The sequence below is a fragment of the Sphingopyxis sp. Geo48 genome, assembly GCF_949769155.1.
Taxonomy (GTDB): domain Bacteria; phylum Pseudomonadota; class Alphaproteobacteria; order Sphingomonadales; family Sphingomonadaceae; genus Sphingopyxis.
In genome coordinates, this window is the sequence record NZ_CATKPA010000005.1 from 164,959 (window position 1) to 185,743 (window position 20,785).

The 20,785-nt window shown below is 66.4% G+C and carries 18 protein-coding genes and 1 pseudogene; 12 read left to right on the top strand and 7 right to left on the bottom strand.

Going from position 1 to position 20,785, the window contains the following annotated elements; all coding sequences use genetic code 11:
• Positions 1 to 25 precede the first annotated feature (25 nt).
• The 3 genes from QOL79_RS16670 to QOL79_RS16680 form a co-directional block, all read right to left on the bottom strand.
• The gene (locus QOL79_RS16670; RefSeq protein ID WP_283420193.1) at positions 26 to 739 is read right to left on the bottom strand and encodes an RlmE family RNA methyltransferase; all 714 of its coding nucleotides are present in this window, start codon (positions 737 to 739) and stop codon (positions 26 to 28) included.
• Positions 736 to 1,827: a Ppx/GppA phosphatase family protein gene (locus tag QOL79_RS16675; protein ID WP_058455224.1), complete on the bottom strand. Its 1,092-nt coding sequence runs from the start codon at positions 1,825 to 1,827 to the stop codon at positions 736 to 738. Before QOL79_RS16675 ends, QOL79_RS16670 begins: the two co-directional genes overlap by 4 nt.
• A 179-nt stretch (positions 1,828 to 2,006) precedes the next feature.
• Complete coding sequence (locus QOL79_RS16680) at positions 2,007 to 2,411, bottom strand: glycine zipper 2TM domain-containing protein (protein ID WP_197410161.1); 405 nt, start codon at positions 2,409 to 2,411, stop codon at positions 2,007 to 2,009.
• A gap of 169 nt (positions 2,412 to 2,580) precedes the next feature.
• Between QOL79_RS16680 and QOL79_RS16685 the strand changes: the two genes are divergently transcribed.
• Positions 2,581 to 3,579: an esterase-like activity of phytase family protein gene (locus QOL79_RS16685; protein ID WP_283420194.1), complete on the top strand. Its 999-nt coding sequence runs from the start codon at positions 2,581 to 2,583 to the stop codon at positions 3,577 to 3,579.
• A 36-nt stretch (positions 3,580 to 3,615) separates the two neighbouring features.
• Here the strand turns inward: QOL79_RS16685 and rpmB are convergent, their stop codons facing one another.
• Positions 3,616 to 3,909 carry a 50S ribosomal protein L28 gene (gene rpmB, locus QOL79_RS16690; protein ID WP_283420195.1) on the bottom strand — a complete coding sequence of 98 codons (294 nt, stop codon included), beginning with the start codon at positions 3,907 to 3,909 and terminating at the stop codon, positions 3,616 to 3,618.
• 128 nt (positions 3,910 to 4,037) lie between these two features.
• On the opposite strand from rpmB, the gene tadA reads away from it, so the two are divergent.
• Entirely contained in the window at positions 4,038 to 4,493 is a 456-nt protein-coding gene (gene tadA, locus QOL79_RS16695) for a tRNA adenosine(34) deaminase TadA (protein WP_058455228.1), read from the top strand.
• A gap of 546 nt (positions 4,494 to 5,039) precedes the next feature.
• Here tadA and QOL79_RS16700 read toward each other — a convergent pair.
• Positions 5,040 to 5,744, bottom strand: a complete 705-nt coding sequence (locus tag QOL79_RS16700) for an NAD-dependent deacylase (RefSeq protein WP_283420196.1) — start codon at positions 5,742 to 5,744, stop codon at positions 5,040 to 5,042.
• 126 nt (positions 5,745 to 5,870) lie between these two features.
• Between QOL79_RS16700 and dapB the strand changes: the two genes are divergently transcribed.
• A complete protein-coding gene (gene dapB, locus QOL79_RS16705) occupies positions 5,871 to 6,596 on the top strand; it encodes a 4-hydroxy-tetrahydrodipicolinate reductase (protein WP_283420197.1) in 726 nt (241 codons plus the stop codon).
• 61 nt (positions 6,597 to 6,657) lie between these two features.
• Positions 6,658 to 7,824: a M48 family metallopeptidase gene (locus QOL79_RS16710; RefSeq protein WP_204992027.1), complete on the top strand. Its 1,167-nt coding sequence runs from the start codon at positions 6,658 to 6,660 to the stop codon at positions 7,822 to 7,824.
• A 66-nt stretch (positions 7,825 to 7,890) separates the two neighbouring features.
• Here the strand turns inward: QOL79_RS16710 and QOL79_RS16715 are convergent, their stop codons facing one another.
• Positions 7,891 to 8,337 (bottom strand): hypothetical protein, encoded by a 447-nt coding sequence (locus QOL79_RS16715; RefSeq protein WP_058455232.1) that lies wholly within the window; start codon positions 8,335 to 8,337, stop codon positions 7,891 to 7,893.
• Between the two features lie 178 nt (positions 8,338 to 8,515).
• Between QOL79_RS16715 and nth the strand changes: the two genes are divergently transcribed.
• The 8 genes from nth to QOL79_RS16755 all read left to right on the top strand — a co-directional run bounded on the left by nth (position 8,516) and on the right by QOL79_RS16755 (position 19,634).
• On the top strand, positions 8,516 to 9,187 hold the full coding sequence (gene nth, locus QOL79_RS16720) for an endonuclease III (protein WP_283420207.1): 672 nt from the start codon (positions 8,516 to 8,518) through the stop codon (positions 9,185 to 9,187).
• Between the two features lie 81 nt (positions 9,188 to 9,268).
• Positions 9,269 to 9,880: a TetR/AcrR family transcriptional regulator gene (locus tag QOL79_RS16725; RefSeq protein WP_058455233.1), complete on the top strand. Its 612-nt coding sequence runs from the start codon at positions 9,269 to 9,271 to the stop codon at positions 9,878 to 9,880.
• Between the two features lie 360 nt (positions 9,881 to 10,240).
• On the top strand, positions 10,241 to 10,657 hold the full coding sequence (locus tag QOL79_RS16730) for a hypothetical protein (RefSeq protein ID WP_082657783.1): 417 nt from the start codon (positions 10,241 to 10,243) through the stop codon (positions 10,655 to 10,657).
• A gap of 4 nt (positions 10,658 to 10,661) precedes the next feature.
• Positions 10,662 to 11,939 (top strand): efflux RND transporter periplasmic adaptor subunit, encoded by a 1,278-nt coding sequence (locus QOL79_RS16735; protein WP_283420198.1) that lies wholly within the window; start codon positions 10,662 to 10,664, stop codon positions 11,937 to 11,939.
• A gap of 155 nt (positions 11,940 to 12,094) precedes the next feature.
• Entirely contained in the window at positions 12,095 to 15,277 is a 3,183-nt protein-coding gene (locus tag QOL79_RS16740; RefSeq protein WP_283420199.1) for an efflux RND transporter permease subunit, read from the top strand.
• A gap of 11 nt (positions 15,278 to 15,288) precedes the next feature.
• Complete coding sequence (locus tag QOL79_RS16745) at positions 15,289 to 16,689, top strand: efflux transporter outer membrane subunit (RefSeq protein WP_283420200.1); 1,401 nt, start codon at positions 15,289 to 15,291, stop codon at positions 16,687 to 16,689.
• 161 nt (positions 16,690 to 16,850) lie between these two features.
• Entirely contained in the window at positions 16,851 to 18,113 is a 1,263-nt protein-coding gene (locus tag QOL79_RS16750) for an acetyl-CoA C-acyltransferase (RefSeq protein ID WP_283420201.1), read from the top strand.
• A 255-nt stretch (positions 18,114 to 18,368) separates the two neighbouring features.
• The gene (locus QOL79_RS16755; protein WP_283420202.1) at positions 18,369 to 19,634 is read left to right on the top strand and encodes a tyrosine-type recombinase/integrase; all 1,266 of its coding nucleotides are present in this window, start codon (positions 18,369 to 18,371) and stop codon (positions 19,632 to 19,634) included.
• Positions 19,635 to 19,665: 31 nt separating this feature from the next.
• Here the strand turns inward: QOL79_RS16755 and QOL79_RS16760 are convergent.
• Positions 19,666 to 20,109: pseudogene (locus QOL79_RS16760) on the bottom strand (aquaporin family protein); the annotation flags it as partial.
• Between the last annotated feature and the right edge of the window lie 676 nt (positions 20,110 to 20,785).

A 20,785-nucleotide genomic window follows, 5' to 3' on the forward strand; every position in this document is an offset into this window, starting at 1 on the left:
TTGTGACCTATATCGCCGATGAACCTCAACCATCCTCTCCGGTATCCGTGCTTCGTCCCTTGAACCCCTGCGCGATGACGTAGAGTTCGGGCGATCCCTTGCGGCTCGCGGGCGGCTTCGCGTGCTTCACCGTCGCGAAGTTGCGTTTGAGGACGGTCAGCAGCTCGCGGTCGGCGCCGCCGGCGAAGACCTTGGCAACGAAGGCGCCGCCCGGCTGGAGATTCCGGACCGCAAAGTCGGCGGCGGTCTCTGCGAGCGCGATGGTCCGCAAATGGTCGGTCTGCGGATGGCCGACGGTGTTCGCCGCCATGTCCGAAATGACCAGGTCGGGCGCGCTGCCCAGCGCCTCGATCAGCGCATCAGGCGCGGCGTCGTCCATGAAATCCATCTCGAGGATCTCGACACCTTCGATCGGCTCGCACGGAAGCAGGTCGATTCCGGCGACGCGCGCGCGCGGGTTCGCCTTACGCACGACCTGCGACCAGCCGCCGGGGGTGATCCCCAGATCGACGACTGCGCGCGCTTTCTTGAGCAAGCCGAATTTCTCGTCGAGTTCGATCAGCTTGTACGCGGCGCGCGAACGATAGCCTTCGGCCTGCGCACGCCGGACATAGGGGTCGTTGAGTTGCCGCTGCAGCCAGCGCGTCGACGACGCGGTGCGCCGCCGTGCGGTCTTCACCCGCTCGTGCAAGCCGCCACGGCCGCCCGAGCGGCCGCCTCCCCCCGCGCCCTTGCTCATTTGCGATGCTCGCGCCGGGTCACGGGCACGTCGCGGCCCTGCATCGCCAGCGTGCGCAGGATGCCCTCGCGGATACCGCGGTCGGCGACCCCGACACGCGCGGCGGGCCACAGGTCGATGATGCTTTCGAGGATCGCGCAGCCCGCGACGACCAGATCGGCGCGCTCGCGCCCGATGCACGCGATGTCGGCGCGGTCGTCGAGGCTCGCTTCGGCGAGGCGGCGGCTGATGTCGCGCATCGCATCGGCGGGGACCGCGAGCCCGTCGACCGCGCGGCGGTCGTAGCGCGGCAGGTTGAGGAACACGCTGGCCAGCGTCGTCACCGTGCCGCTGGTGCCGAGCAGACGGAGCGGCTGGCCGGTGAAGCGTGTCGCGCGGTCGGCGAAGGCGGCGAAGGCGCTCTGCGTGACTTCGCGCATCCGCGCATAGCTCGCCTGCCGCGCGGGCAGGCTGTCTTCGCCCGGCGCCGCATGCTCGGTCAGCGAGACGACGCCCCAGGGCACGCTGATCCAGTCGTGAATCTTGACGTCCTGGTCGGACACGTCGACGTGCATCAATTCGGTCGAGCCGCCGCCGATGTCGAAGATCAGCGCGGGTCCGTCGCCCGGCTCCATGAGATTGTGGCACCCGAGCACGGCGAGTCGCGCTTCCTCGGCAGCGGAGATGATGTCCAGCGCAATCCCCGTCTCCCGCTTGACGCGGGCGGCGAGTTCGGCGCCGTTCGAGGCGCGTCGGCACGCTTCGGTCGCGACCGCACGCGACAGGGTGACGTGGCGGCGGCGGAGCTTGTCGGCGCAGATCGCGAGCGCGGCGACGGTGCGGTCCATCGCCGCGTCGCTGATCCGTCCGGTCGCGTGCAACCCTTCGCCCAAGCGCACGATCCGCGAAAAAGCGTCGATCACGACAAGTTCGCCGTCCTGCGGACGCGCGATCAGCAGCCGGCAATTGTTGGTCCCGAGATCGATGGCGGCATAGCTGCGGGGCCGGACAACCGGCACCGGACGGGACGGAGAATCCCCTTTTTGAATTCGCTTCGCCGGCGGACCGGGCCGCGGCGATCGCCCTGATGGCGCTGCCATTTGCCGCATGGCTATGTTGACCTGTCTCAATCACGCGTCCGCGCGAAGCCGCGAACGTGCACTTGACGTCAAACTAGGCGGCGCCAGCCCCGTTGGCAACCCCGCCCCCTGCACGCAGCAAAACCCCGCCCGGCGGCAGCCGGACGGGGCAAAGGGAGGGAAGAGACTTTATTGGGGTTCGGGTCTGCTTAGCGGCAGCCGTCATTACCCTTGTCGATCGCGCGGCCGGCGATCGCGCCTACGGCCCCGCCGATGATCGTGCCGACGGTCTTGTCGCCGCGGCCTGCGATCTCGTGGCCGGCGAGGCCGCCCGCGATCGCACCGATCACGGTTCCGCCGGTGCCATTGTCGCACTGGCGATAGTTACGGCGGCTGCCCTGATAATAGCGGCGATCGTTACGATAATCGCGGCGGTCATAGCGGTCGCCGCGGCGGTCGTAGCGATCATAGCGACGATGGTCGCGATCATAGCTCGCCGAATAGGCGTCGTAGCCGCCATTGTAATAGCCCGGCTGCGCTGCCGCCGGTGCCGCCATGCCCAGCGTCGCGGTCGACATCAGGGCGGCGAGGGAGAGGGTCACCATCTTTTTCATCGTCATTCTCCTTCATCTTGTGTCAGCCCGTGTCGGGCAGTGGGTGGGTCGATGACGCTGTTCTGCCCGATTCGCTTTGAGCGAAGCCTGAACGCCGCTGTTGGCTAAGGTTCAGCTTTCATTGCCTTCCCCTTGCGCTTTTCCGTCGTTCGGCCCTATCGCCGCGCCGATGCGCCGCCTGTTCCTTGCCGCCCTGATATTCGTCGCCATCGGCCCTGTCCTTGGCACGCGGCAGGTGCGGCCCGTCGTCGACACCGCGCCGCAAGACATCGCGGTCCACGCACTCGGCCATCCGGCGGGCCGGGCCGGCGCGTTGCGGTTTGTTCGCGGCTGGCGGCTCAGCAGCTCCAACGCGATGTTCGGCGGCTTTTCATCGCTTGCCGTGACGGGGCCGGACCGGTTCCAGCTCATCGCCGACAATGGCTATTGGGCGCGCTTCGCGGTGCTGCCCGGCGACCGCGTCGCGGACGCGCGGATCGGCAAGATCCCGGTGCCCGGCGGCAATGTCGGGAAGAAGTCGAAAAGCGACGTCGAGGCGCTGCTCTTCGACCCGGCGACGGACCAAAGCCGGGTCGCGCTCGAATTTGTGAACGAGGTCTGGCGCCTCGATCCGACGCTTGGCCGGATCGAATCGCGCGCGGCGCTTCCGCGGCCGCACTGGCCCAAGAATAGCGGGCCGGAGGCGATGGCACGCTTGCCCGACGGGCGGATCGTCATCTTCTCCGAAAATGCCGACGACGACCCGCGCGGGTGCGAGGCGCTGCTGTTCGAGGGCGATCCTTCGGTCCCGGGGACGCGCGCGCAGCGTTTCTATTACGACGCGGAAGGCAAGGGTGCGGTCAGCGACGCGACGACGCTCCCCGACGGGCGCATTCTGCTCGTGCATCGGCGGGTGGGTTTCGATCCGGTGTTCACGACGACCGTCGCGATCGTCGATCCCGCCGACATCCGCCCCGGTGCCGTCCTGCGATCACGGACGATCGGGCGCGTGCCGGGGGCGCTCGCGGACAATTACGAAGGCGCGGCGGTAACGACCGATGGCGCCCGCATCTTTCTCTGGCTCGTATCGGACAACAATTTCAATCGCTGGCAGCGAAGCCTGCTCGTCCAGTTCGAACTCGTCGGCCTGCCGGTTCGCGCGCCGGACAGCAAAAAGGCCGCGCGGTAAACCGGCGGCCTCCTGCAATTCGAAAAACCCGGAAGGTCAGGCGGCCTTTTCGGCCAGCTTCTTCGTGACTTCCTTCTTCAGCTTGCGGGCGTTCGCCGAAAGCTGCTCGTCACCGGCCTTCAGCAGCCAGTTGTCGAGACCGCCATTGTGCTCGACCGAGCGCAGGCCGTGGGTCGACACGCGCAGCTTCACACCCTTGCCGAGCGCGTCCGACAGCAGCGTCACATTCTGCAGGTTGGGCAGGAAGGTGCGCTTGGTCTTGTTGTTGGCGTGGCTGACATTGTGGCCAATCTGGCGGCCCTTGCCGGTCAGTTCGCAAATGCGCGACATCGTCTTCTTCCTCGAATCAATGGGCGGCGTCCGGGGCGGGCCGAAAGGCTCCGAAAGGACCGGATGGGCCGGGAAAGGCGCGCGCTTATCGGCTTGCCGGAGATTCGTCAAGCGATTAGCGGGGACGAATGGCTCGATTTCCCCTTCCCCAACCGATGCGCCGCGCGCTCGACCTGGCGCAGATTGCCGCAGACTGGGGCGAAGTGCCCGTCGGCGCGGTGATCGTCAAGGATGGCCGCATCATCGCCGAGGGCCATAACCGCCCCCGCGAATCGCACGATCCGACCGCGCACGCCGAGATCGTCGCGATACGCGCCGCGGCGGCGAAAATCGGCAACGAGCGGCTCGACGGTTGCGATCTCTATGTCACGCTCGAGCCGTGCGCGATGTGCGCCGGGGCGATCGCGCACGCGCGAATCGCGCGCCTCTATTATGGCGCCGACGACCCGAAGGGCGGGGCGGTCGCCCACGGCCCGCGTACCTTCGCCCAGCCGACGATCCACCATAGGCCCGAGATTTACGACGGGATCGGCGCGGGCGAGGCGGCAACGCTGCTGAAGGACTTTTTCGCCGCGCGGCGGTGAGTCCGGCGCTGTCTGCCGAGGCCGGGAAGCGGCCACGCTTTCGTTGGTGATCGCGAGCTGGATTTTTCAAAGTTCAGGAAAGTTCAGCCTATGGCATCCTCGGTTCTGGAGATGGGGGTTGCCGGACGCATCGCGCCCGCCGCGCCTGCAAGCCGAACCGGGACCGCTTTTATCCGCCAGATGGAACAGCCGGAGGAAGGCTGGCACCGCGGGATAATGTAGGAAAGGCCTATTTGAAGGCGGTGGCGGCTTTGGGGTGGTTTCCAGACCTTCGTCATCGCGGACTTGATCCGGGATTCATTGCAGCGCCGAAGTCATGGATCCCGGATCAAGTCCGGGATGACGAAGAAAGGAATATCCGCCCTGTGGCGTAGCCATGGGGAGGGGGACCGTCGCCGCAGGCGATGGTGGAGGGGCCGCGACCTCGCGCCATTTGCCCCTTCGTCAGCGCTTCGCGCTGCCACCTCCCCATGGCTTCGCCACGGGGAGGAACCAAACGGCAACCTTCGGTCGAAACCGGCCCGTGCCGTATCGATCTGAGTGGGTTCACCCCTCCAGCACCTGCTCGACCCACTGCGGCACCAGCTCGGTCGCCGGGCCGTGGCGCGCCTCGTCGAACCAATGGCTGCCCTGGCTCGGCTCCATATTGAGCTCGAGCGTCAGCGCCCCCATCGCGCGCGCCTCGCGCACGAACCCCGCCGCGGGATAGACCGCGCCCGAGGTGCCGATCGACACGAACAGGTCGGCGCGATTGATGGCGTGGTAAATCTCGTCCATCCGGTACGGCATCTCGCCGAACCACACGATGTCGGGGCGCAGGTGGCCGCGCACGCCGCACGCCGGGCAGGCAGGCCGGTCGATCAACGGGCCGGTCCACGGCACATGCGCGTCGCAGCCGGTGCACCAGGCGGTCAGATGCTCGCCGTGCATATGGATGAGCCGTCTCGCCCCGGCACGCTCGTGCAAATCGTCGACATTCTGCGTGACGATCGTCAACTCGCCGGGCCACTTTGCGTCGAGCCGCGCGAGCGCCCGGTGCGCGGCGTTCGGCTGCTTCGTCTGGATCGCTTTGCGCCGCATGTCATAGAAGCGGAAAACGAGATCGGGGTCGCGTTCGAATGCCTCGGGCGTCGCGACATCCTCGACGCGATGCTGTTCCCACAGCCCGCCCGCGTCGCGGAAGGTGTCGATGCCGCTTTCGGCCGAAACGCCGGCGCCGGTCAGGATAACGATATTCTGGATCGGAGACATGCTGTCTCTCTAACCGTTCGGGTCGGGCGAAGTCGAGATACCCGTCGACATCGCGCCGACCTTCGGGGCGTCTCGACTTCGCTCGATGCGAGCGGCTAAGGGGGAGTGAAATCGAGGGGGCGTACCATGACCAGCATCGGCATTATCGGCAGCGAAGGGCGGATGGGCGTCGCGCTCGCCGCCGCGATCTCGGAGGCCGGACAGCGCGGCTGCGGCGTTGACAAGGGCGGCAACATCGTCCGCCTCGCCTCCGACAGCGACGTGCTTGTCGATTTCTCCTCACCCGCCGCGCTGGAAGCGACGCTCGATGCCTGCGTCGCCGCGAAGAAACCGATCGTGATCGGCACGACCGGGCTCGAGGAGCGCCACCATTACCTGATCGACGACGCCGCGCACGACATTGCGGTGCTCCAGACCGGCAACACCTCGCTCGGCGTCACCCTGCTCGCGCATCTGGTGCGCGAGGCGGCAGCGCGGCTCGATGCCGACTGGGATATCGAGATCGTCGAAATGCACCACCGCAAGAAGGTCGATGCGCCGAGCGGCACCGCGCTGCTCCTCGGCCAGGCCGCTGCCGAGGGGCGCGGGATCAGTCTCGCGACCTGCTCCGAACGCGGCCGCGACGGCCTCACCGGCGCGCGCGGGCACGGCAAGATCGGCTTCGCGTCCTTGCGCGGCGGGACCGTCGCGGGCGACCATGACGTGATCTTCGCGGGGCCGGAGGAGATGATCACCCTTGCGCACCGCGCCGAGAACCGGATGATCTTCGCGCGCGGCGCGGTTCGCGCGGCGCTGTGGCTAGTCCACCAGAAGCCCGGCCGCTACACGATGCCGCAGGTGCTGGGTCTCTGAACCCCGCTTGCGCGCTGCCTCTCCCTGTGTTCTATAGAAACAACACAGCTGGAGGACCGCCATGAGTTTCGATCCCGCCGCCGCGACCAAGGCCTATATCGACGCGCTCGGTCCCGAGGCGCTCGCCAAGGCCGCCGATTATACCCATGGCAGCGAATGGCTGAGTTTCTGGGGCGTTGTCGTCGCGGGGCTGGTCACATATCTTTTTGTGCGCTTGCGCATCCTCGACCGGATCGACGCAAAGCTAGGCAAGCGCGGTTTTGCGCTCCGCACCTTCCTTGTCTGCGCCGCCTTCCTGCTGCTTTCGGCGATCGTCACGCTGCCGTGGGATCTCTACACCGGCTGGTGGCGCGAAACCGCCTATGGCCGCACCAGCCAGCCGCTCGGCGATTATCTGGGGCAGGGCGCCATCAGCTTGGTCATCGGGGTTCTGCTCGGCGCGCTCTTCTTCCTCGGCATCTATGCGCTGATCCGGCGCGCGGGGAAGCGCTGGTGGATCTGGTCTGGCGGGCTCGCCGCCGCCGCGATTTCGCTGATCCTGCTGCTCGCACCGGTCGTGATCGAACCGCTGTTCAACGATTACAAGCCGGTGCCCGCGGGGCCGGTGCGCGATGCGCTGGTCGTCCAGGCGAAGGAGGCGGGGATCGACCCCGACCGCATCTACATGTTCGACGGCTCGCGCCAGTCGAACAATTTCACCGCCAATGTCTCGGGGCTCGGCCATTCGGCCCGCATCGCGATTTCGGACGTGGCGCTGAAGGGCGCCTCGCTCGACGAGGTGAAGGCGGTGACGGGGCACGAAATCGGCCATTATGTCCTCGGTCACGTGTGGATCATCGTGATCGTCTTTTCGTTGCTCGCGGTGCTGCTCTTCTTCCTCGCCGACCGGCTCTTTCCGCGCGTCGCGCGTGCGTTCGGCAGCGATGCGGGGATCGGCGATCCGCGCGGTTTTCCGGTGCTGATGTTCCTCCTCTCGCTCTTCGCCTTCCTCGCGCAGCCGGTGCTGAACACGCTGTCGCGCACCGACGAAAGCGCGGCCGACGCCTATTCGCTGCAGACTGTGAACCTGCCCGACGCGCTCGCCAGCGCGTTGGTCAAGACCGCCGAATATCGCAGCCCGCGCCCGAACGCGGTCGAGGAGTTCGTCTTCTATTCGCACCCTTCGGTCGAACGGCGCGTGCGCGCGGCGATGGAGTGGAAGGCGGCGCATCCGCCCGCGGACAAATGAAGCGTCGCTAAGAAGGCGGCGGGGCGCCACGGGGGCGGCGGGCGACCCGGCCCGCCGTCCGCGCGATCATTTCCTGAACTTGAGCTCGCGGATCAGGTAGCTGCCCAGCACCGTGCGATATTTCGCGCGATCTCCCGATTCGGCGACGAGTTGCGCATCGCTGCGCTGCATATAGGCGCGGTACGCCGCGTCGCGCTTTTCCTCTTCGGCCGCATCGGGCAGGCTCGGAAAGGATACGGCCAGCAACAGATCGGCTTCGCCCGGCCGCGAATTGAAATTGGAATAGACGGCGTAGCCGGTGATCCAGCCCTTCGACTTGGCGAATTCCTGCGATTTCCTCCATTTGTCCGCCAGATAATTGGCATAGTCCATCTCGCCGCCGTCGGCGATCTTGATCATCGAGACCTCGGTAAAATCGCCCGAGACGAGCGGGAAATCCTGCGCTGCGACAGGCGCCGTCGCGGCGCACGACAGCAGCGCGGCCAGCACGGCCGCTTTCCATTTTCCGGTCATTGATCTGCCCTCCAGGCCGGGTGAGGATCCCCGGACCCCCTTGTCCGGCGTACCCCGACGACGAACTCACCCGAGCAATCGATCTGACGACTCGCCTTCGGAGTGGACGGACCTTGTATCTTCGCTATGGGCGAGTCAAATAGCCCATTCGGGGTAGTTGGGGCGGGAGCGCGGGGCCATCAAAAAGGCCGATATCTTCGAATTCTACCGCCGCCTCGCCGAGCTGAACCCCAGCCCGGAGACCGAGCTGGAATTCGGCAATATCTACCAGCTGCTCGTCGCGGTGGTGCTTTCGGCGCAGGCGACCGATGTCGGGGTGAACAAGGCGACGCGGCGGCTGTTCGAGGAGGTGAAGACTCCCGAGCAGATGCTCGCCCTCGGCGAGGAGGGGCTCAAGCAGCACATCAAGACGATCGGGCTGTTCAACGCCAAGGCGAAGAATGTCATCGCGCTCAGCGAAATTCTCGTCCGTGATTTTGGCGGGGAGGTGCCCGCCGACCGCGACACGCTCGTCGAACTGCCCGGCGTCGGGCGCAAGACCGCCAATGTCGTGATGAACTGCGCCTTCGGAGCCGAGACCTTCGCGGTCGACACGCATATCTTCCGCGTCGGCAACCGCACGGGCCTTGCGCCCGGCAAGACGGTGCTTGCGGTCGAAAGGAAACTCGACAAGGACACGCCGGAGCCGTTCCGGGTCGGCGCGCACCACTGGCTGATCCTCCACGGCCGCTACATCTGCAAGGCGCGCACCCCCGAATGCTGGCGCTGCCCTGTCGAGGATCTCTGCCGCTACAAGCCGAAAACCCCCAAGCCTGGCGCGAAGAAAGCGAAGATGGCAGCCAAGCCCTGAACGTCATCGAAAGGAGCGCGGACCGCTCCCCCGGGGTCAGCCCCTAGACATTCTCGCGTCCGTCATTATATACCGCCCGTTATGGAAAGTACAATTGCCCCCCCCGTCAAGGGACGTCCGCGTGAGTTCTGCGTCGACAAGGCGTTGGCAGAAGCCTTGCACGTCTTCTGGGCGAAGGGCTATGACGGCGCGTCGATGACCGACCTTACCGAGGCGATGGGCATCACCAAGCCCAGCCTCTATGCCGCCTTCGGGAACAAGGAAGCCTTGTTTCACAAGGCGCTGGACCTCTATGAGGCGGAAAAGCTCGAATATACGCGCGCCGCGCTCCAGCAGCCGACGGCGCGCAAGGTCGCGGAATATTATCTGCGCGGCGGGGTCGACGTGCACGCCGCCGAAGGCGAGCCGCACGGCTGCATGGGCCTGATGAGTTCGCTCGCGTGCAGCCCCGAGGCCGAGTCGATCAAGGCCGATGTGATCCGCCGCCGGGCTTCGTCGCAGCGGGCGCTGGTCGAGCGGTTCGAACAGGCGAAGCGCGAAGGCGACCTGCCCGCGCACATCGACGCCGAGGGGCTGACGAGCTTTCTCTATGCGATCCTGCAGGGGATCACGGTGCAGGCGGGGGCCGGGGCGACGCGCGCCGAGCTCGAGCGGCTGGTCGACACCAGCCTGGCGCTGTGGCCGAGCAAATAAGGCCGGTCGGCCGGCGAAAGAAAAACATCGCCGGCCCGAAATTTTTCGATACCGATCGGTACAAAACTCCTTGACAAGATGAACGGCGGGTTTATATACCGCTTAGTACAGATGGTCAGGGCGCTCCTGCCCCGCCGCCAGACGCGAAGGGAAACGCCGATGAGCCACTGCGACTGCACACGGGACTAGTCCGCTAGCCCAACCCTAATTTTTTCCGGAATTTCGCGCTGACGCCCGCAGGGCGGCACGCGGCTTCCCTTGTCCAGAATCTCCCCTCGCCGGGCGCAAGTGTTCCCGGGGTTCGCGCCCCCTTGCGCCCGGCACCCCCGATAAAACCTTCATCTCCAGGAGGATCGACCCATGGCCTATCTTGCACTGAACGACGGGTTCGCCGCCGCCATCGCCGCCGCAAACCCCACCCCTTCCGCCCCCGCGCTGTCCCCCGCGGCGCCGAAAGCCGATATTCCCGCCGGCTTTTCGGCGCTCGAGTGGTCGGTCGTGATGCTCGCGCGTCACGACCGGCCTTCGAGCCTGCGCGAACCCGGGCGCTTCCAGAAATTCCTGGGCCATATCTTCGGCGAGAGCTTCAACCGCCGCCTCGCCGACCCGAAGCTCGAGGCGCTGCGCCGCATGGCGGTGCTGACCTGGCACCACAGCTATTCGGTACCGAAGCGTGAAATCCAGGCCTTCTTCGCCGCGGGTTTCAACGCCGATCATTATGAACTGCTCGGCAAGCGCGTCGCCGAAGTGCACGTCGCCCGCCTTTTCCGAAAGTAATCCCATGAACATGCTCTCCCCCATCAAGGGCGAGGAGACGGCAGAAGCCGCCCTCGTCCCCGCCCCGAATGACGCCGCCAGGCATCGCTGGCGCAGCCGCGGCCTGAAATATGGCCTGCCCGCTATCCTGCTTGTCGCCGCCGGCTGGGGTCTGACCCATCGCGAGGCGCCGGCGAATGCCGCGCCGCCGGTTCCGGTCGTCACCGTCGCCGCGCCGCTGGTGCGCGACATCAACGAGTGGGACGATTATGTCGGCCGCTTCGAGGCGGTGAATTCGGTCGAGGTACGCCCGCGCGTCTCGGGCCAGCTCACCGGCGTCCACTTCACCGACGGCCAGATCGTCCGCAAGGGCCAGCTGCTCTTCACGATCGATCCGCGCCCCTTCGCCGCCGCGCTCGCCGAAGCGCGCGCCGAAGCGGCGAGCGCGCGCAGCGACTTGGCGCTGGCGCAGACCAATCTCGCCCGCGCCAACCGGCTGGTCGCCGATGAGGCGGTGTCGCAGAGCGATCTCGACCAGCTGAACGCCCGGGTGCGCGCCGCCTCGGCGAGCCTCGCGGCCGCCGAAGCGCGGGTCCGCTCGCGCGCGCTCGACATGGAGTTCACGCAGGTCCGCGCACCGATCAACGGCCGCATCTCGGACCGCCGCGTCGATGCGGGCAACCTCGTCGCCGCGGGCGAAGGCAGTGCTGGCAGCCTGCTGACGACAATCAACGCGCTCGACCCGATCTATTTCAGCTTCAACGGCTCCGAAGGCCTGTTCCTGAAAGCGAAGCGCGCGCAGGAAGAGGGCGCCACCGGGACAGAGGTGCAGGTCAAGCTGCAGGACGAGGCGACTTACAGCCGCACCGGCAAGCTCGACTTCACCGACAATGGCATCGACCCGCGTTCGGGCACGATCCGCGGCCGCGCCGTGATCGCCAATCCCGACCTGTTCCTGTCGCCCGGCATGTTCGGCAACATGCGCCTGTCGAGCGGCGCCAAAGAACGCGCGCTGCTCGTCCCCGACGCGGCGATCCAGACCGATCAGGCGCGCAAGACGCTGCTGGTGGTCGGCAAGGACGGTCAGGTCGCGGCACGCGAGGTCAAGCTCGGCCCCGTCGTCGACGGCCTGCGCGTCGTGCGCGGCGGCGTCACGCCGACCGACCGCGTCGTGATCGTCGGGACGCAGCTCGCGCAACCCGGGACCAAGGTCCAGACGCGCGTCGGCAAGATCGCGCCGGTTGCCGCGACCGCCGCGCCGCCGAGCACCGCGCTGGTCGGCGAAGCGACCTTCGCGCGCTGAGCCTGAAGGCCCCTCCCTTCATGGAGGGGTTTGGGGAGGGCCTGTCCGTCCGATGCCCTCCCCGCTGCGCCCCGGATCAAGTCCGGGGCTCGCTGCCCCTCCCGCAAGCGGGAGGGGATAATTGGAATTCGATCCTCCAGTCCGGGGAGCCCGTCATGCGTCTTTCGCGCTTTTTCATCATGCGCCCGATCTTTGCCGCGGTCATCGCGGTGATCATCACCCTCGTCGGCGCGATCGCCTATTGGTCGCTGCCCGTCTCGCAATATCCCGACATCGTCCCGCCGACGGTCACGGTCACCGCCAATTATCCCGGCGCGTCGGCCGAGACCGTCGCCGAGACGGTGGCGACGCCGATCGAGCAGGAAATCAACGGCGTCGACAACATGCTCTACCAGTCGAGCCAGTCGACCGGCGACGGGACGGTGACGATCACCGTGACCTTCAAGATCGGCACCGACCTCGACGCCGCGCAGGTGCTGGTCCAGAACCGCGTCGCGATCGCGGTACCGCGCCTGCCCGAAGAGGTGCAGCGTCTCGGCGTCGTGACGCGCAAGACCTCGCCCGACTTCCTGATGGTCGTGAACCTCGTCTCGCCCGACAAGTCGCTCGATCGCTCGTACCTGTCCAACTATGCGCTGACCCAGCTCAAGGACCGGCTGAGCCGCATCGACGGGGTCGGTGACGTCCGCCTGTTCGGCGCGCGCGACTATGCGATGCGCGTGTGGATCGACCCGACGCGCGCCGCGGCGCTCAACCTGACCGCGGGCGAGATCGTCGCGGCGCTGCGCGCGCAAAATGTGCAGGTCGCGGCGGGCTCGCTCGGCCAGCCGCCTTATGCGAGCGGCAACGCCTATCAGCTCAACGTCGAGACGCAGGGCCGCCTCGTGGACCCGCAGCAGTTCGCCGACGTCGTGATCCGCACCGACGCCGAGGGGCGGCAGGTGCGCGTCGCCGACGTCGCGCGCGTCGAGCTCGGCGCGTCGGACTATAACAGCAACACCTATCTGTCGGGCGACCCGACGGTGATCCTCGCGGCGTTCCAGCGCCCGGGATCGAACGCGCTCGAAGCCGCCAAGGCGATCGAGACCGAGATGGAGGCCGCGTCGAAGACTTTCCCCAAGGGCCTCGAATATCGCGTCATCTACAACCCCACCAAGTTCATCGAGCAGTCGATCGACGCGGTGAAGGACACGCTGCTCGAAGCGATGGTGCTCGTCGTCATCGTGATCCTCGTGTTCCTCCAGAAATGGCGCGCCGCGGTGATCCCGATCGTCGCGATTCCGATCTCGCTCGTCGGTACGTTCACCGTGCTCGCGGCGTTCGGCTACAGCCTCAACAACCTCTCGCTCTTCGGGCTCGTGCTCGCGATCGGCATCGTCGTCGACGACGCGATCGTCGTGGTCGAGAATGTCGAACGCAACCTCGAACGCGGGCTGTCATCGCTGAAGGCCGCGCAAACCTCGATGGACGAGGTGTCGGGCGCGCTCGTCGCGATCGTCCTCGTGCTCTGCGCGGTGTTCGTCCCCACGCTGTTCCTGACCGGGCTGTCGGGCGCCTTCTACCAGCAGTTCGCGGTGACGATCTCGACCGCGACGATCATCTCACTGATCGTCTCGCTCACGCTGTCGCCCGCGCTCGCCGCGATCCTGCTGAAGCCGCACGCCGCGCCCGCCAAGCCCTCGCGCATCCGCGAACTGGTGGGCCGCGCCGGCGATGCCTTCAACGAGGCGTTCGAAAAGATGAGCACGGCCTATGCGGCGCTGACCGATCGCCTCGTCCGGCGGCCGAAGCGGATGATGATCACCTATGGCGGCCTCATCGCCGCCACGGCGGGCCTGTTCTGGGCGACGCCGACGGGCTTCATCCCGGCGCAGGATCAGGGCTATTTCCTCGCGGTCGTCCAGCTGCCCCCCGGTGCCTCGGTCGAACGCACCGACGCGGCGCTGCGCAAGGTCGCCGAGCGCATCCTGCCGAACAAGGGCATCCTGGGTTCGGTGATGCTCGCGGGCTTCGACGGGCCATCGCAGACGCTCGCCCCGAACGCCGCCGCGGCCTATTTCCCGCTCAAGAGCTTCGAGGAACGGGGGAAGCTCGGCGTCAGCTTCGACGAGATCATGAACGAAGCGCGCGCCGACGTCGCCGACATCACCGAAGCGCGCGTGATCGTGATCCCGCCGCCGCTCATCCAGGGTATCGGCTCGGCCGGCGGCTACCGGATGATGGTGCAGGACCGCGGCGGCCACGGCTATCAGAAGCTGGCCGAGGAATCGGGCAAGCTGATCGGCAAGGCAAACCAGACACCGGGTCTGGCGCAGGTCTTCACCTTCTTCGACACCGGCAGCCCGCGCGTCTATGCCGATATCGACCGCGCCAAGGCGAACCTGCTCGGTGTGCCTCCTGAACGCGTGTTCGAGACGCTGCAGGTCTATCTGGGGTCGGCGTTCGTCAACGACTTCAACCTGCTCGGCCGCACCTATCGCGTGACCGCACAGGCCGATGCGCCGTTCCGCCAGTCGGTTGCCGACATCGCCAACCTACAGACCCGCTCGAACACCGGCGAAATGGTGCCGATCGGGTCGGTCGCGACCTTCAAGGACAAGACCGGTCCGTACCGCGTCGTCCGCTACAACCTCTACCCCGCGGTCGAGGTCGATGGCGACACCGCGCCGGGATATTCGTCGGGCGCGTCGCTGACGACGATGGAGAAGCTCGCGGCCGACAATCTGCCCGCGGGCTACGGCACCGAATGGACGGGCATCGCCTATCAGCAGAAGGCGGCGGGCAGCACGGCGGCGCTCGTCTTCGCGCTGGCGGTGGTGTTCGTCTTCCTCGTCCTCGCGGCACAGTACGAAAGCCTGACGCTTCCGCTGTCGATCATCCTGATCGTGCCGATGTGTCTGTTCGCGGCAATGGTCGGCGTCAATCTGCGCGGGATGGACAATAATGTCCTGACGCAGATCGGGCTCGTCGTCCTCATCGCGCTCGCGGCGAAGAATGCGATCCTGATCGTCGAATTCGCACGCCAAGCCGAGGAACAGGACGGGCTGTCGCCGGTCGAAGCCGCGGTGCGCGCCGCGCGCGACCGCCTGCGCCCGATCCTGATGACCAGCTTCGCTTTCATCCTCGGCGCGGTGCCGCTGCTGATCGCGAGCGGCGCGGGCGCGGAGCTGCGCCAGGCGCTCGGCACCGCGGTCTTCTTCGGAATGATCGGCGTGACGGCGTTCGGCCTGCTCTTCACCCCCACCTTCTATGTCGTCTGCCGCGCGCTCGGCGACCGTATCGCAGCCTTGCGTGGCCGCGGCGGCGCCGCCGATCCCGCGCTGCAGCCGGCCGAATAAGGAGACATATCATGCGTATGTTGCTCACCACCGTATCCGCGCTGATGCTTTCGGCCTGCGCGGTCGGGCCGGACTACGCCCGCCCCACTCCCCCTGCGGCGTCGTCCGGCCCCTTCCTCTCGACGCGCGAGGGCGTGACGAGCACCGCCCCCGCCGATGCCGAATGGTGGCGGCTCTATAAGGATCCCGTCCTCGACGGCCTGGTCGCCGACGCGCTCGCGGCGAACACCGACGTCCGCGTCGCGGTGGCGCGGATAGCCAAGGCGCGCGCGTCCTTGCGCGAAGCCCGCGGCGACCGCCTGCCCTCGACCAACCTCAGCGCGGGTGCGACCTATGGCCGCGTCAGCGAGGGTCAGGCGCCCGCGGGCGCGGACCGCACCGGCTGGCAGGTCGATGCCGGGCTGACCGTCGGCTATGAGGTCGACCTGTTCGGCCGCGTGTCGCGCGGGATCGAGGCTGCACGCGGCGATGTCGCTGCCGCCGAGGCCGATGCCGACGCGGTGCGCGTCACCGTCGCAGCCGAAACCGCGCGCGCCTATGCCGACGCCGCCTCGGCGGCCGAACGGCTCGGCGTCGCCGAGCGGATCGTCGCCTTGCTCGACAAGTCGGTCGCGCTGACCGCGCGCCGCGCCGAGGTCGGACTGACGACGAAGCTCGACACGGCGCGCATCGCCGCGCTTCGCGACCAGCGCCGCGCCGACATCCCGGCGATTGCCGCCGAGCGCGACGCCGCGCTATTCCGTCTCGCGACGCTGACCGGCCGTGCGCCCGCCGAACTGCCGCAGATCGCGGCGGCGCGGACGTCGACGCTGCGCCTCGACCAGCCGATCCCGGTCGGCGACGGCGCCGCGCTGCTGGGGCGCCGCCCCGACGTGGCGGCGGCCGAGCGCCGCCTCGCCGCCTCGACCGCGCGCATCGGGGTCGCGACATCGGACCTTTATCCGAAGGTCACGCTCGGCGCGTCGGTCGGCCAGACCAGCTCGGGGCTGGGCGACCTGTTCGGCGGCGGGCCGCTGCGCTGGCTGCTCGGCCCGCTGATCAACTGGAACTTCCTCAATCAGGAAGGCGCGCGCGCGCGCATCGCTGGGGCCGAGGCCGATACGCAGGCCTCGCTCGCGACTTTCGACGGCACCGTGCTCCGCGCGCTCGAGGAGACCGAAACCGCGCTCTCCTCCTATGCGCACCAGCTCGACCGGCGCACCGCGTTGCAGGCGGCGCGCGACCAGGCCGAGACCGCAGTGAAAATCACCCGCGCGCAGCAGCGCGAGGGGGCGATCGACGGGCTCGTCGCGCTCGATGCCGAACGCACCTTTGCCGAAGCCGAAGCCTCGCTGGCGCTTGCCGACGCGCGGATCGCCGACGCGCAGGTCGATCTGTTCCGCGCGCTCGGCGGGCGGTGGAACCGGAGCTGATATTGCCCTGTGTCCCCGCCGTCACGGGGACACAGATTTTGTTTCTGCGGGCATAGGCAATCCGCCCGGACCGCGCCTTGTCCGGCGACATTGGTTTCCCAATATAAGCGATGCGCGCGGCACTTCCGCCGCCCCGCGATCCGCATCGGGAGTTTGTCACCATGCAGCGCTACGCCCAGAAAATCTTCGTCGCCTCCGGCCTTCGCACCCCGTTCGGACGCGGCGGCGGCGCGCTCGCCGACCATGACGCGATCAGCCTGTCGGTCCCGCTCGCCAGGGCGATGGCCGATATCGCGCGTCCCGACCTGTTCGTGTGGGGTACGGTGATCCCCAGCCTCGGGTGGAGCAATATCGGCCGCGAAGTGTGGCTCGACGCGAAGCTCGACCCGACCGTCCCCGCCTTCTCCGCCGTCCTCGCCTGCTCGACGAGCATGGTCGCGGCCTTCGCCGCCGCCGGAATGCTCGGCGGCAGCGCCGACCTTGCGCTTGTCGGCGGCGCCGAGGTGATGAGCAATCCGCCCATCGGCCTCAAGCTCGACGTATCGAAGCGGATCACCAAGCTGTTCCGCACCGACCCGCCCGCCGCGATCGCCGCCTTGCAGGCGCTGACCGCCGACGATCTGACCTTGCCCGTCAAGGGCTGGGCGAACCGCATCACCGGCCGCACGATGGGCGACCATATGGAGGAAACCGCGCAGGAGTGGGGCATCACGCGCGCGGCGCAGGACGATTGGGCGCTGAAGAGCCACCAGCGCGCGGTCGCCGGATGGGAGCGCGGCTTCTTCGACGATCTCGTCCTTCCGCTCCCCGAACTCGCGCGCGACGCCAATACGCGCGCCGACACCTCGGCCGAAAAACTTGCCGCGCTGCCGCCCGCCTTCGACAAATCGGGGAAGGGATCTTTGACCGCTGGCAACAGTTCGCCGATCACCGACGGCGCCGCGGCGCTGTGGGTCGCGACCGAGGCGGGGCTGTCGCGCCTGCCCGCCGGAACGCCCTTCGCCGAGCTGGTCGATCAGGAGATCGCCGCGGTCGATCATCATGTCGACGGGCTGCTGATGGCGCCGAGCTTCGCGATCCCGCGGCTGCTGGCGCGGCACGGGTTGCGTTACGAGGACGTCGCGCTGTGGGAAATCCACGAAGCCTTCGCGGCACAGGTGCTCGCCAACGTCGCCGCGCTCGAAAAGCCCGGCTGGACGAAGGATCGCGCGGGCGTCGATTTCGACTTCGGCCCCTTCCCGTGGGACCGCGTCAACCCGAACGGCGGCTCGGTCGCGATCGGCCACCCCTTCGCCGCGACCGGCGCGCGCGACCTCAGCCAGGCGGTCAAGGAACTGTCGGCGCTGCCGTCCGGATCATGGGCGATCGTCAGCGTCTGCGCCGACGGCGGCCACGGAACGGTGGCGCTGCTGCGCGCGCCGTAAGGCCGGCGATCGTTCGTCGATTTCGGAAAACTGGAGCGGGCGAAGGGATTCGAACCCTCGACCCCAACCTTGGCAACTTGATCGTGACACTTTTCGATTTCTTCCTTTTCTACGCCACTGCCCCATAATTGCTTATTTTCTTGAGATTATCTCTACGACGCCCTATCCTCGACTAGCCGCTGGAGTACCGTTCAGCGCTGACAATTTGCTGACAATTGCGTGATCTGAGATTTTGTCAGCAAGAGGAGTGGCAACATGCCGACGAGCAAGCTGACAAAGCGTACGATCGACGCGGTGGTATCGCCCGCCGCGAAACAACTCATCTATTGGGACACCGAGATTAAGGGATTCGGACTTCGCGTTCTCCCATCGGGCCTGAAGACCTTCATCGTTCAATACCGCAATGCCGAGGGCATTCAGCGGCGCATGAACCTGGGCCGCTTTGGCGTGCTCACCGTCGAGCAAGCGCGTGATCTCGCGCGGCTGAAGTTGGCGGAGGTCATCGTCGGCGGAGATCCAGCGGACAAGGTCCGGCAGTCGCGCAACGGCATGACGGTGGCCGAGATGTGCGATTGGTATCTCACTGAAGCACGGGCCGGGAACATCCTCGGACGAAAAAGCCTTCCGATAAAGTCATCATCGCTCGACATGGACGAGAGTCGCATAAAGACGCACATCGTCCCGCTGCTCGGAAAACGTGTCGTGAAGCATCTGAAAATTGCCGATGTCGAACAGATGCAGACCGACGTGAAGAACGGAAAGACTGCCAAGCCGCGCACCGGAGGCCGCGGTGGCAGGGCGACCGGCGGTCCCGGCGTCGCGGGTCGCTGCGTCGGAACGCTCCAGGCAATCATTGGTCATGCGAAGCACAAAGGCCTGCTCGAGGTCCATCCGACGCTGGGAGCAAAGAAGCTCGCGGGAAAGAAAAGGACTCGTCGTTTGAGCGTGGCCGAGATCATGATGATGGGAAAGGCGATCGCCTACGCTGAAGCCAATGGGGAGAACCCGATCGCCCTCGGTGTGTTGCGAGGACTATTGCTCACCGGCTATCGGCGGCAAGAAGCGCAAGCAATGCAGCGAGCCTGGCTCCATGCCGATCGCGGATACGTTGTCTTTCCGGATACCAAGGGCGGAGCGCAAGTAAGAGCGATCGGACCGGCCGCCATCCGCATTCTGGAAGCTCAGGTGGAGATAGTCGGCAATTCCCACTTCTTTCCGTCCGCAGCGGGCGATGGCCCATTCACGGCTGTTAGCGACTGCCTGAAACGGGTTTCCGGCTTGGCGGGTATCACGGGAGTTACACCGCATACGCTTCGCCATACCTTCGGAAGCGTTGCCGGAGATTTGGGATTCTCCGAGCTTACGATCCGGGCAATGCTGGGTCATGCCTCGCAGAATGTAACTCAAGACTATGTCCACATCGACGAGGCGCTAAAGCTTGCCGTGCAGCGAACGTCCGACGAGATTGCACGATTGCTTGACATCGGCACTGACGCAAAAATGGAAATGGCGCGACAGTGAGTGCTCAAACGCGGCTGGCCGGCTGCGCCAGTCAGCTTTCGGGCGCGTATGGAGAAATAGCCGATGGCCCAAAAGGCTCGCCGAACAGGGTGCTTGCGATTGCGGTTGCCGCGATCGCCCCGGCGAATTGCGCAACAACAAACATTGGAACGTCATGCGGCGCGATACCCGCAAATGTGTTCGACAGGCCGCGCACCACGGTGATCGCCGGATTTGCAAAGCTCGTCAATGACGTGAACCAGTAAGCAGCGGTGATATAGAGCCCGACCGACGCCGCCACGGCCTGTGGCTTGTATCTCGCGGTACCGAGGATCGTCAGTACGAGGCCGAAGGTCGCAACGAACTCGGGGGTCCACTGCCCCAATCCGGTTCTCGCCTTTGTCGAAAACTGTAAGATCGGAAGGTCGAACATCAGATGCCCGGCCCACGCGCCGAAAATGCCGAAGGCAAGCTGAGCCACGACATATGCACCGGCGTCGAGCTAATGCGTGCAAGTCCTCACGGTCGGACGCAGCGACCTCATGAAGCTGTGGTGCGCCGGGGAGGAATGACGAGGACGCGAAATCCATATTGGATTCGATTGCTTGATTGAGCGTTTCCCGAAATGCGACACCGGTTGTGCGCTTCTGGAGTGAGATAAATGCGTTCACCTCGGCTTCGACTTTTTCAATCGACAGTTTCAGGCTTTGGAGATCGCGGAACAGGGTGGATGCAGGCGAAAGCGTGTCTGCACTCGGGGCGGGCGTTTCGGTTATTTTGGTCATGTCATCCAGTTGGCGGCGGGCCTGGACAATGACCAGAAGCTGAGATCGTCCGACATGGTCCGAGATTCTACTTCCTGTCGCGAAGCGTCTCAAAGGTGCTGGCCCGCGGTGCGCGCAGCTTCTCGCGCCGGAAGGGACGTATGCGGCCTATCTGTCTGTACGTGCGCACATCCGAGCGCATGCTGTGCGAATGCAGCGTGCAAGTCACAACAAATTGGCGCCCGCCCGGTCGATTCCGGACGGGCGCCAGTTTTTGAAGAATTCGCCCTCGGTCGAGGAGGAGCTCTTCTGGGTCGCACCGCGTAGATAGATCGTCGAAAGCGTCAGGGATTGTACAGAAACGCCAAAACATGTTCACGTATGTCAAACGGCGTTCAAAAGGGACCC

Coding starts and splice junctions, on each gene's coding strand:
- QOL79_RS16670 (WP_283420193.1), bottom strand. CDS start 739: ATGAGCAAGGGCGCGGGGGGAGGCGGCCGCTCGGGCGGCCGTGGCGGC.
- QOL79_RS16675 (WP_058455224.1), bottom strand. CDS start 1,827: ATGCGGCAAATGGCAGCGCCATCAGGGCGATCGCCGCGGCCCGGTCCG.
- QOL79_RS16680 (WP_197410161.1), bottom strand. CDS start 2,411: ATGAAAAAGATGGTGACCCTCTCCCTCGCCGCCCTGATGTCGACCGCG.
- QOL79_RS16685 (WP_283420194.1), top strand. CDS start 2,581: ATGCGCCGCCTGTTCCTTGCCGCCCTGATATTCGTCGCCATCGGCCCT.
- rpmB (WP_283420195.1), bottom strand. CDS start 3,909: ATGTCGCGCATTTGCGAACTGACCGGCAAGGGCCGCCAGATTGGCCAC.
- tadA (WP_058455228.1), top strand. CDS start 4,038: ATGGCTCGATTTCCCCTTCCCCAACCGATGCGCCGCGCGCTCGACCTG.
- QOL79_RS16700 (WP_283420196.1), bottom strand. CDS start 5,744: ATGTCTCCGATCCAGAATATCGTTATCCTGACCGGCGCCGGCGTTTCG.
- dapB (WP_283420197.1), top strand. CDS start 5,871: ATGACCAGCATCGGCATTATCGGCAGCGAAGGGCGGATGGGCGTCGCG.
- QOL79_RS16710 (WP_204992027.1), top strand. CDS start 6,658: ATGAGTTTCGATCCCGCCGCCGCGACCAAGGCCTATATCGACGCGCTC.
- QOL79_RS16715 (WP_058455232.1), bottom strand. CDS start 8,337: ATGACCGGAAAATGGAAAGCGGCCGTGCTGGCCGCGCTGCTGTCGTGC.
- QOL79_RS16725 (WP_058455233.1), top strand. CDS start 9,269: ATGGAAAGTACAATTGCCCCCCCCGTCAAGGGACGTCCGCGTGAGTTC.
- QOL79_RS16730 (WP_082657783.1), top strand. CDS start 10,241: ATGGCCTATCTTGCACTGAACGACGGGTTCGCCGCCGCCATCGCCGCC.
- QOL79_RS16735 (WP_283420198.1), top strand. CDS start 10,662: ATGAACATGCTCTCCCCCATCAAGGGCGAGGAGACGGCAGAAGCCGCC.
- QOL79_RS16740 (WP_283420199.1), top strand. CDS start 12,095: ATGCGTCTTTCGCGCTTTTTCATCATGCGCCCGATCTTTGCCGCGGTC.
- QOL79_RS16745 (WP_283420200.1), top strand. CDS start 15,289: ATGCGTATGTTGCTCACCACCGTATCCGCGCTGATGCTTTCGGCCTGC.
- QOL79_RS16750 (WP_283420201.1), top strand. CDS start 16,851: ATGCAGCGCTACGCCCAGAAAATCTTCGTCGCCTCCGGCCTTCGCACC.
- QOL79_RS16755 (WP_283420202.1), top strand. CDS start 18,369: ATGCCGACGAGCAAGCTGACAAAGCGTACGATCGACGCGGTGGTATCG.